This window comes from Actinotalea sp. C106 (assembly GCF_023630195.1).
Classification (GTDB): Bacteria; Actinomycetota; Actinomycetes; order Actinomycetales; family Cellulomonadaceae; genus Actinotalea.
Map to the genome: position 1 here is coordinate 1 of NZ_JALPKN010000371.1, position 2,600 is coordinate 2,600.

The 2,600-nt window shown below is 72.5% G+C and carries 2 protein-coding genes and 1 pseudogene; 1 reads left to right on the forward strand and 2 read right to left on the reverse strand.

The window, feature by feature from the left end:
- Together L0B03_RS16455 and L0B03_RS16460 are read right to left on the reverse strand one after the other, a co-directional pair.
- On the reverse strand, positions 1-354 hold a 354-nt coding region (locus tag L0B03_RS16455; protein WP_250447883.1), incomplete at its 3' end, for a hypothetical protein.
- 114 nt (positions 355-468) lie between these two features.
- Positions 469-1,857, reverse strand: a complete 1,389-nt coding sequence (locus tag L0B03_RS16460) for a UTP--glucose-1-phosphate uridylyltransferase (protein WP_250447885.1) — start codon at positions 1,855-1,857, stop codon at positions 469-471.
- Positions 1,858-2,184: 327 nt separating this feature from the next.
- On the opposite strand from L0B03_RS16460, the pseudogene L0B03_RS16465 reads away from it, so the two are divergent.
- A pseudogene (locus L0B03_RS16465) lies at positions 2,185-2,600 on the forward strand (oxidoreductase); the annotation flags it as partial.

Below are 2,600 nucleotides of genomic sequence, written 5' to 3' on the forward strand. Positions count from 1 at the left end.
CTCGACGGTGGCCGGGTCGGGCCAGCGGGACGCCTCGGTCAGGACCAGCTGGACCACGTCCCGGGCCGTGCCGAGCCGGCTCCGGGCCAGGGTGGCGCCGTGCTCAGGCCCGTCGCTCGCGACTCGGGCCAGCTCGTCGAGGGTCGACGCCCCGGTGGTGTCGGCCGCCATCACGCTCTCCCATGCCGCGTCGAGCGCTGCGCCCTCGACGTCCAGGGCGTGCAGCCCCAGGTGCGTCACCCCCCGCTCGGTCAGGCGGAAGACACCGCTCAGCGTCTCGAGCAGCTCGACCGCACGCGGCTGGCAGGCGGCGTCGCTCGCCAGGAGGGTCGGCGTCGAGAGCGTGTACACCATGTGTCCTCCGCGGTCGCGCGTGTCACCGATCCGGCATGCAGCATCGCGTGCGTCCGGCACCAGCCTGGTCCCAGCAGTCAACCAGAGGCTGGGCCACCCCGCCCTCCCGGGTGATCAGCCAAGGCCGGCTGAGGTCACCGTCGCGCCGTCGGGCACCTGGGCGCCTGACCCCTGGTCGGCGAGCTCCGCCCTACCGACCACGACCACGCCTCGTCCGAAGGTCCAGTCGCCGCGCACCGTGAGGGCCTGCGCCTCGGCGAGGGAGGGAGTGCTCGGCACCCGGGAGTCGAAGGCCGTGATCGTCTTGTAGTGCTTCGGGTCCAGGTCGACCAGCGGAGCGTCCACGGTGGCGACGAGACGATGCTCCTCGGTGCTGCGGTAGACGTCCGAGCGCAGGACGAGCAGGTCGTTGGTCGTCTTGACCGGGAGGAACCTGGACCTGTCGACCTCGAGGACCGCCGCGCCGTCGAACACCTCGATCGCCGCTCCCATCGCGGACTCGATCTGCACGACCGGCGTCGACGAGGGATCGCTGGGGTCCACGGTCTTGTCGTTGCGGATGAGAGGGAGGTCGAGCACTCCTCCGGTCCGGTCGAGCTCAGCAGCCAGGGCACGGAGGTCGAGCCACAGGTTGTTGGTGTTGAAGAACGGATGGGTCTCGATGTCCGCGGCGGCCTCGGCGTCCTCGGGGAGCGTCTGCGCGGTCTCCCTCAGGATGATCCGGCCGTCGGACCGACGCACCACGAGGTGACCACCCTTGCGGTCGGCCGGGGTGCGGCGCGCGACCTCGGAGGCGAAGGGCGCCCCGGAGGCGGCGAACCACCCGGCGATGCGCGCGTCCGGGGCCGCACCCAGGTTGTCGGAGTTGGAGACCGAGGCGTAGCGGAAACCTGCGTCCAGCAGCCGACGCAGGATCCCCGAGGCGTAGAGCGCCGCGTACAGGTCGCCGTGGCCCGGCGGGCACCACTCGAGGCTCGGGTCCGCCGGCCACTCGACCGGGGTGAGGTCCTCGGTGCGCAGCTTGGGCTCACGGTTCTGCAGGAAGTCCAGCGGGAGGTCGTCGACCGGCAGCTCCGGGTACCGCTCCAACGCCGCGAGGGTGTCCTGCTGGGTACGGAAGCTGTTCATGAGCACCAGCGGCAGGCGGGCCCCGGTGGCAGCGCGGGCCGCGAGGACCTGCTGGGCGATGACGTCGAGGAAGGTGTGGTCGTCGCGGACCCGCAGCAGGGACTTGGCCCGGTCCATGCCCATCGAGGTGCCCAGGCCGCCGTTGAGCTTGATCACGGCGGTCGCGGCCAGGGCCTCGCGGCCCGCCTGCTCGTCGACCTCGAGCGTCGAGAGCTCGGGGACGTCACGCAACGGAGCGACGTCGGACTCGGGTACCGCCCCGGTCTCACCGGACTCGAGGAGCTCGTAGAACCGCGAGAAGACGTCGATCGCTGTCGGTGCGACCCCCGCCTCGGTCATCTTGTTCCGGGCCTGGGTCAGTCCGTCAGCAGTCATGACCCGAGCGTAGGGGCGACGCCCGGGGGTTGCCAGGGCAGGACCTCGCACCGTCGCGCCCTGGTCGCCCCGCTGCTGTACGCCCTGGACCCGTTCCAGCACCGGTGGCGCCGACGAGACGTGGGAGGCCACGCCCCGCTCGATCACGGCGGCGTTCTACCCGTCGGTGGTCGAGCACGGCGGGGCCCACCACCGTCGTCGTCGTGGTCGGGTTCACCCGCGTCGCCCTGGGTGTGCACTGCCTGACCGATGTGATCGGGCGGCAGGCGCTGCTGCACCAGCCCCTCGAGCCGAGCGGGCCGGGAAGCACGGTCGTACGCTCCGAGGGTGACTCACGAGACGTCGTCGTCCGCAGCAGCACCGGCACTGCCCAGCAGGGCCGCGGGCGCCGTGGCCGGAGTCATGGCCACGGCGGTCGCCCTCGGCGTCGCCGAGCTCGTCGCCGGGCTGCTGGACGACTCGCGATCCTTGGTTCTCGCCGTGGGCGACGCGGTCATCGACACGGTGCCCGGCTGGTTGGAGAGGGCAGCGATCGCGACGCTGGGCACCGCCGACAAGCCGGTGCTCGTCGGCGGGATCCTCGTCGTCTCGGTGCTCGTCGGCGCGGGCCTCGGGGTCCTCGGACGACGGCGCCCGCTGCTCGCTGCGGTCGGCCTCACAGCGTTCGCAGGCCTCGGTGTCCTCGCCTCCTCGGCCGACGCGCGCACCGCGACCTGGGCGGCTGCGGTCGTCGGGGCGGCCGG